The organism is Streptomyces prasinopilosus (assembly GCF_001419695.1).
Taxonomy (GTDB): Bacteria; Actinomycetota; Actinomycetes; order Streptomycetales; family Streptomycetaceae; genus Streptomyces; species Streptomyces prasinopilosus.
This window is the reverse complement of record NZ_LIRG01000360.1, coordinates 1-7,301: the sequence shown is the minus strand read 5'-3', so window position 1 is coordinate 7,301 and position 7,301 is coordinate 1. Positions and strand designations below refer to the sequence as shown.

Annotated in this window: 8 protein-coding genes; 7 read left to right on the top strand and 1 reads right to left on the bottom strand. The window is 72.5% G+C overall.

Features of this window, described 5'->3' with window-relative positions:
• On the top strand, positions 1 to 600 hold a 600-nt coding region (locus AOK18_RS16200), incomplete at its 5' end, for a hypothetical protein (RefSeq protein ID WP_079105039.1).
• 141 nt (positions 601 to 741) lie between these two features.
• On the opposite strand, the gene AOK18_RS16195 is transcribed toward AOK18_RS16200, so the two are convergent.
• Positions 742 to 1,494, bottom strand: a complete 753-nt coding sequence (locus tag AOK18_RS16195) for an SLATT domain-containing protein (protein ID WP_055574547.1) — start codon at positions 1,492 to 1,494, stop codon at positions 742 to 744.
• Between the two features lie 339 nt (positions 1,495 to 1,833).
• Here AOK18_RS16195 and AOK18_RS16190 point away from each other — a divergent pair, with 339 nt between their 5' ends.
• From AOK18_RS16190 to AOK18_RS16165, 6 genes are all read left to right on the top strand, one after another.
• Complete coding sequence (locus AOK18_RS16190; protein ID WP_074995016.1) at positions 1,834 to 2,175, top strand: YbaB/EbfC family nucleoid-associated protein; 342 nt, start codon at positions 1,834 to 1,836, stop codon at positions 2,173 to 2,175.
• A gap of 59 nt (positions 2,176 to 2,234) precedes the next feature.
• A complete protein-coding gene (gene recR, locus AOK18_RS16185) occupies positions 2,235 to 2,834 on the top strand; it encodes a recombination mediator RecR (protein WP_055574549.1) in 600 nt (199 codons plus the stop codon).
• Positions 2,827 to 3,486, top strand: coding sequence for a DUF5063 domain-containing protein (locus AOK18_RS16180; RefSeq protein ID WP_055694818.1), 660 nt, complete (start codon positions 2,827 to 2,829; stop codon positions 3,484 to 3,486). The genes recR and AOK18_RS16180 overlap by 8 nt, the downstream gene beginning before the upstream one ends.
• 307 nt (positions 3,487 to 3,793) lie before the next feature.
• Positions 3,794 to 5,071 (top strand): aspartate kinase, encoded by a 1,278-nt coding sequence (locus AOK18_RS16175; RefSeq protein ID WP_055574551.1) that lies wholly within the window; start codon positions 3,794 to 3,796, stop codon positions 5,069 to 5,071.
• Positions 5,071 to 6,132, top strand: coding sequence for an aspartate-semialdehyde dehydrogenase (locus AOK18_RS16170; RefSeq protein WP_055694817.1), 1,062 nt, complete (start codon positions 5,071 to 5,073; stop codon positions 6,130 to 6,132). Before AOK18_RS16175 ends, AOK18_RS16170 begins: the two co-directional genes overlap by 1 nt.
• Before the next feature lie 464 nt (positions 6,133 to 6,596).
• Positions 6,597 to 7,271: a SigE family RNA polymerase sigma factor gene (locus AOK18_RS16165; protein ID WP_074995018.1), complete on the top strand. Its 675-nt coding sequence runs from the start codon at positions 6,597 to 6,599 to the stop codon at positions 7,269 to 7,271.
• The last annotated feature ends 30 nt before the right edge of the window (positions 7,272 to 7,301 follow it).

Genomic DNA, 7,301 nt, shown 5'->3' with positions numbered 1-7,301 from the left:
GCCCGCGGCGAGCGCGACGACCAGCGCGATCACGACGAGCAGCGCGGTGGAACGGCCGTCGCGCTCGCCGCGGGCGGCACGGTGTACACGCTGATGGAGGGCGGCAGCGGCGACACCGCCGGGCGCGACTCCTCGGGAAGGCCGACCGACGGCACGTCCCGGGGCACCGACCCCTCGCCCGACGGGAAGTCCTCGACCGGCACGGACGGCACGGACGGGGTCGCCGGGACGGACCGGCCGCCCGCCGACGGGGCGGTCCCGGCCGGCTACCTCGGCAGCTGGTCGACGACCATCGACAACGCGAGCGGGCTGCACAGCCGCAGGCTGACCATCCGGCAGGGCGGCACCGGTGACACGGTCATGTCCCTCGTCGCCGACGGGCCCACCGGCAACGGCACCTACCACTGCGTGTTCGAGGGCGACCTCACCGGCGTCGGTTCCGGCGGCCGGCTGCAGCTCGGCCCGACCACCGTGTCGGTCGGTCAGCCGCGAAGCGCCTGCACCCCGGGAGCCGCCAGCGCCCTCACCCTCCTGCCCGACGGCACCCTCCGGCGCGTGAACACCGACAGCGGCGAGCAGCTCACCTACACCCGGGACTGACGCCGCGCACCGGCGGCACGCACCCGACGCGCACCGCCGGCCGGGGCGCGGTCCGCGCCCGCGACCGCCTCCCGTGCCGCAGCCCGGGGGGCGGACGCCTCCGTGCCGGCCCCGGACTGCGAACCCCGCGCGGGGGAGCGCTCACCGCGGCTCCGGCGGCCGCTGCCGGGGCATGTTCGGGCGGGCGGATCCGGGCGCGGACGGGAAGCGGCCGTGGGGCTGCCCGGCGGACTCGGGGCGGCCCGTGCCCGCCGGCGTCCCGTGGATGCCCGGCGGCACGCCCGCACCGGTGAGGAAGTCCATCATCCAGTCCGCCGTCTCGACCCGCACCAGCTCGCTCACGTCCTCCGAGAACCGCCGCAGCACCGACAGGCACCGCTCGGCCGCCTCGCTCGCGGTGCCCTCGGCCGGTCCCAGCACCTCGCGGACGCACTCCGACGCCCAGTCGAACTGGAACGCCTGGAGCCGCCGCTGCACGGCCTGCGCGGTCGCCACGTCCCGCATCCAGCCGGACGTCACCCCGAAGAAACGGTCCGCGGCCCCGCAGGCGACCGCGAGCAGCAACCCCATGTACCCCCACGGGGCGGCGCCGTCGGTCGCCCCGGTCAGGTCCAGCAGCGGCAGCGCCGCCCCGGTGGCCGCCCCCACCACGGTCCCCGTCCGCAGCACCCGCGCGCACCGCCGCTTCCAGGCCCGGTCCGCGAGGTACCAGGCGGCGGTGTCCAGCGCCCCGCGCTCCACCCACCGGTACAACTCGTCCAGCCGGGGCGCGGGTTCGCCCCAGTCCCCGAGCGGGAACACCCGCCCGGCCAGGTCGCCCGGCCGCCGTCCGGCCGCCCCCTCGCCGACCCCGTCCCGCGGACGGCCCTCGGGCTGCATCTCCGGCTGAACCACCCGCTACTCCCTACTGGCCTCGGAACCCGGCCCCCTCCGGATCCGAACCCGGACCCGGCCCCGGCCTGACTCCTCCTGGGCCGCCGTGGGCCCCTGCTCGGCGCCCCCCGGCCCCGCTCCGGGCGCCGGACGCGGACGCGCCGGACCCCTTCCTACCGCCCGGCGGGTGGCCGCGCCGGGGGTTCGGGTACCACCTCCGCCCGGAAGGGGGCTGTGATCAGGCGGAGGACGCGAGGCAGACTCACTCGAAAGAGTGCTGGGGCGACGGCCGCCCGGACCACGTAGGCTCGTGCCGAACGGGAAAGTCCCGTACGAGCGGACCGACCAAGGAGCCCAATCGTGATCCCCGGTGGTGGCCAGCCCAACATGCAGCAGCTGCTCCAGCAGGCCCAGAAGATGCAGCAGGACCTGGCCCGGGCGCAGGAGGAACTCGCGCACCTGGAGGTCGAGGGCCGGGCGGGCGGCGGTCTGGTGACGGCCACCGTCACCGGTGCCGGCGAGCTCCGCGCCCTGAAGATCGACCCGGAGGCGGTGGACCCGGAGGACACCGAGACCCTCGCGGACCTCGTCGTCGCGGCCGTCCAGGCGGCCAACGAGAACGCGCAGACCCTCCAGCAGCAGAAGCTCGGCCCGCTGGCCCAGGGCCTGGGCGGCGGCGGCATTCCCGGTCTGCCCTTCTGAGACCGGCCGCGGGCCTCTACGGTACGTACTGAAGCAACCCCAGGAAGGACGGCAGTCCGTTGTACGAAGGCGTGGTGCAGGACCTCATCGACGAACTCGGGCGGCTGCCCGGCGTCGGTCCCAAGAGCGCCCAGCGGATCGCCTTCCACATCCTGCAGGCGGAGCCGACGGACGTACGGCGTCTCGCCCACGCCCTCATGGAAGTGAAGGCGAAGGTCCGCTTCTGCGCGGTCTGCGGCAACGTGGCGCAGGAGGAGCGGTGCAACATCTGCCGTGACACCCGCCGCGACGTCGCCGTCATCTGCGTTGTGGAGGAGCCCAAGGACGTCGTGGCCATCGAGCGCACGCGCGAGTTCCGGGGCCGCTACCACGTCCTGGGCGGCGCGATCAGCCCGATCGACGGGGTGGGCCCCGACGACCTGCGCATCCGGGAACTGCTGGCCCGGCTGGCGGACGGCACGGTCACCGAGCTGATCCTGGCCACGGACCCGAACCTGGAGGGCGAGGCCACGGCCACGTACCTCGCCCGCATGATCAAGCCCATGGGCCTGAAGGTCACCCGCCTGGCCAGTGGCCTTCCGGTGGGCGGGGACCTGGAGTACGCGGACGAGGTCACCCTCGGCCGCGCCTTCGAGGGGAGACGACTCCTAGATGTCTGATGCCACCCTGCACATGACCGACAGGGACCCGGACGACTTCGCGGTCCAGATCGCGGACCAGGTCGAGAGCTTCCTGGTCGCCGTCACGGAGGTCGCCAAGGGCGACGAACCGGACTCGGCGGTCCCCTTCCTCCTGCTCGAGGTCTCCCAGCTCCTGCTGGCCGGCGGCCGGCTGGGCGCGCACGAGGACATCCTCCCCGACGAGCGCTACGAGCCCGATCCGGGACCCGAGGCCGACGTGGACCAGCTCCGCGAGAACCTCGCCCGCCTCCTGGAGCCGGTCGACGTCTACTCCGAGGTCTTCGACCCGTACGAGCCCCGTACGGCGCCCGTCCCGGCCCGGATCTCCGACGACCTCACCGACGTCATCACCGACCTCCGCCACGGCATGGTCCACTACCGGGCCGGCCGCACCACGGAAGCCCTGTGGTGGTGGCAGTTCTCCTACTTCTCCAACTGGGGCTCCACCGCCTCCGCGGCCCTGCGCGCCCTGCAGTCCGTGGTGGCCCACGTCCGCCTCAACCAGCCCCTCGCCGCCCTGGACGGCCTCGACACCGACCAGGGACTCGGCGACGACACCCTGGAGATCGAGGCGGGCCGGGTCATGGTCGAGGAGATCGGCGGCCCGCTGGGCATGCGCCCGGTCGTGTGAGGGACCGGGCGGCCCCGGTCCGTCGCGGCCGTCCGCGCGGGACGCGGGGACGCCGTCGCCGGGGGCCGCGGGAGCGGGCGGGAGCGCCGCCGCCGGGCGCGTTCGGCCGTCCGCGCGAGTGTGACGCGGGTCGCTTTTCCGAGTGGTCGGCGCCGGGCTGGGCATGAGCCCCCCTGCGCGGGTGCCCGGAGTCTCACGATGCGATATCGAGGGGGCGTTCTCCGGGTGCTCGATAGAATGAGCCGACCGGGCTGGGCACACCTGTGCGCGCAGTGCGGGACAACGACGGAATGAGCGAGGAGCGCACGTGGGCCTTGTCGTGCAGAAGTACGGAGGCTCCTCCGTAGCCGATGCCGAGGGCATCAAGCGCGTCGCCAAGAGGATCGTGGAAGCCAAGCAGAACGGCCACCAGGTGGTCGTCGTGGTTTCCGCGATGGGCGACACGACGGACGAGTTGATCGATCTCGCCGAGCAGGTATCCCCGATGCCTGCCGGGCGCGAGCTCGACATGCTGCTGACCGCGGGAGAGCGCATCTCCATGGCCCTGCTGGCCATGGCGATCAAGAACCTGGGCCACAACGCCCAGAGCTTCACCGGCAGCCAGGCGGGTGTCATCACCGACTCGGTCCACAACAAAGCCCGCATCATCGATGTCACGCCCGGCCGGATCCAGGCCTCGGTGGACGACGGCAACATCGCCATCGTCGCCGGTTTCCAGGGCGTCAGCCAGCAGGGCAAGAACATCACCACCCTCGGCCGCGGCGGCTCCGACACCACGGCGGTGGCCCTGGCGGCCGCCCTCGGCGCCGAGGTCTGCGAGATCTACACCGACGTCGACGGCGTCTTCACCGCCGACCCGCGCGTGGTGCCGAAGGCCCGGAAGATCGACTGGATCTCCACCGAGGACATGCTCGAACTGGCGGCCTCCGGGTCCAAGGTGCTGCTCCACCGCTGCGTGGAGTACGCCCGCCGGTACAACATCCCGATCCACGTCCGCTCGTCCTTCAGCGGGCTGCGAGGCACGTGGGTCAGCAGTGAGCCGATTCAGCGAGGGGACAAGAAGGTGGAGCAGGCGCTCATCTCCGGTGTCGCGCACGACACCTCCGAGGCCAAGGTCACGGTCGTCGGTGTGCCGGACAAGCCGGGCGAGGCGGCTCTGATCTTCCGTACGATCGCCGACGCCGAGATCAACATCGACATGGTCGTGCAGAACGTGTCCGCCGCCTCCACCGGGCTCACCGACATCTCGTTCACCCTGCCGAAGGCCGAGGGCCACAAGGCCATCGAGGCCCTGGAGAAGAACAAGGGCACCATCGGCTTCGACTCCCTGCGCTACGACGACCAGATCGGCAAGATCTCCCTGGTCGGCGCCGGCATGAAGACCAACCCCGGCGTCACGGCCGACTTCTTCACCGCGCTGTCCGACGCGGGCGTGAACATCGAGCTCATCTCGACCTCCGAGATCCGCATCTCGGTCGTCACCCGCAAGGACGAGGTGGACGACGCCGTCCGCGCCGTGCACACCGCCTTCGGGCTGGACTCCGACAGCGACGAGGCCGTCGTCTACGGGGGTACCGGCCGCTGATGACGCGGTCCGGGCGACCGGCGCTCGCGGTCGTGGGGGCGACCGGAGCCGTCGGCACGGTCCTGCTCCAGATCCTGTCCCAGCGGGCGGACGTCTGGGGCGAGATCAGACTGATCGCCTCCCCGCGCTCGGTCGGCCGCAAGCTGACCGTGCGCGGCGAGGAGACCGAGGTCGTGGCGCTCACCGAGGAGGCCTTCGACGGGATCGACGTCGCGCTGTTCGACGTCCCCGACGAGGTCGCCGCCCGGTGGGCGCCCGTCGCCGTCGCGCGGGGCGCGGTGGTGGTCGACAACTCCGGTGCCTTCCGCATGGACCCCGAGGTGCCCCTCGTCGTCCCCGAGGTCAACCCGCACACCGCGCGGATCCGCCCGCGCGGCATCCTCGCCAACCCGAACTGCACCACCCTGTCGATGATCGTCGCCGTGGGCGCGCTGCACGCCGAGTTCGGGCTGCGCGAGCTGGTCGTCTCCTCCTGCCAGGCGGTCAGCGGCGCCGGGCACGCGGGCGTGCGGACCCTGCGGGAGCAACTCTCCCTGGTCGCGGGCACGGAGCTGGGGACCGGCCCCGGGGACGTGCGCCGGGCCGTGGGGGACGACACCGGGCCGTTCGCGGATCCGGTCGCGCTGAACGTCGTGCCGTGGGCCGGGTCGCTGCGCGAGGACGGCTGGTCCTCGGAGGAGATGGAGGTCCGCGACGAGTCCCGCAAGGTCCTCGGCCTGCCCCGCCTCCCGGTCGCCGTCACCTGCGTACGGGTGCCGGTGATCACCGTGCACTCGCTCACCGTGCACGCCCGCTTCGAGCACGAGGTCACCGTCGACGGGGCCCGCGAGATCCTCGCCACCGCACCCGGCGTCGTGCTGTACGACAATCCCGCCGCGGGTGAGTTCCCCACGCCCGCCGACGTCGTCGGCACCGACCCGACCTGGGTGGGGCGAGTGCGCCGTGCCCTGGACGATCCGACGGCGCTCGAACTCTTCGTCTGCGGCGACAACCTCCGCAAGGGAGCCGCCCTCAACACCGCGCAGATCGCCGAGCTGGTGGCGCTGCCGGCGCGCTCCTGATCTTCCGCATCGTAAATAACCCTTGGTCACGGCACGCGCTTTGTAGGATCCGTGCAAGTGATGTGAACCGGTCATGTGTCTCGGATCTCTTGATCCCGAACGGTTTGCGGCCGAGGATTTACCTTTCGCCCCGCGCAACCGAGTGCCGGGCGGAGAGCGTCTCTGCGGGCATCCCCTAGGGGGCGCGCCCGGGGGCGATGCGGTGCTTTTCGGACGTGGGGACGTCCGGAGTCGGACGTGGGGACGTCCGTTCACATGAGGCATAGGGGAAGAGCGGTACGCATGAGGGCATTCGGTGTGCTGTCGGTGGTGCTGCCCGGCGGTGACGGAACGTGGCCGGCACGCAACGGCGTACGACCGGCACGGGGCGGTGATCGGCAGGGCCCGGACCATGCCGGACCGGGTGCCGTGAACGTGACGTCCGGCACGTACAACCCTCGTGGGGGGAAGCGTGTCCAACTGGCGTGGCTGAGGTACTCGACTTCGCAACGCCGCGCGGCCCGGCCCTGTGCCCGCCCCGCCAGGCTCTCCGACCCCGTAAGGCCGGTGCGTCCGGTGGCATGCCGGTGATCGCGCCGATGCCCGCAGCGCGGCCTGCCCGCATACCCAGTCAGCGTGACGGCGGTGCCGACGACGTGGTGGCGGCCGGTACGACCGTCGACCACCTCACCGAGACCTACCGGGCGCACTACCGCTCGCTGCTGGGCCTCGCCGCGCTCCTCCTCGACGACACCGCCTCCTGCGAGGACGTCGTCCAGGAGGCGTTCATCCGCGTCCACTCCGCCCGCAAACGCGTCCGGGACCCGGAGAAGACCCTGGCGTACCTGCGCCAGACGGTCGTCAACCTCTCCCGTTCCGCGCTGCGCCGCCGCATCCTCGGCCTCAAGCTGCTCTCCAAGCCCATGCCCGACATGGCGAGCGCGGAGGAGGGCGCGTACGACCTGCTGGAGCGCGACTCCCTCATCAAGGCGATGAAGGGGCTCCAGCGCCGTCAGCGCGAGGTGCTGGTGCTGCGCTACTTCGCCGACATGACCGAGGCTCAGGTGGCGTCGACGCTCGGCATCTCGCTGGGCTCGGTGAAGGCGTACGGCTCGCGCGGGATAGCGGCGCTGCGGGTGGCCATGGAGGCGCCGGTATGAGCGTCGGCATGAGCGCGGGGAAGGACGCCC

Excerpts from the sequence above, each read along its gene's own strand:
- AOK18_RS16180 (WP_055694818.1), top strand. The coding sequence starts at position 2,827 with ATGTCTGATGCCACCCTGCACATGACCGACAGGGACCCGGACGACTTC.
- AOK18_RS16170 (WP_055694817.1), top strand. The coding sequence starts at position 5,071 with ATGACGCGGTCCGGGCGACCGGCGCTCGCGGTCGTGGGGGCGACCGGA.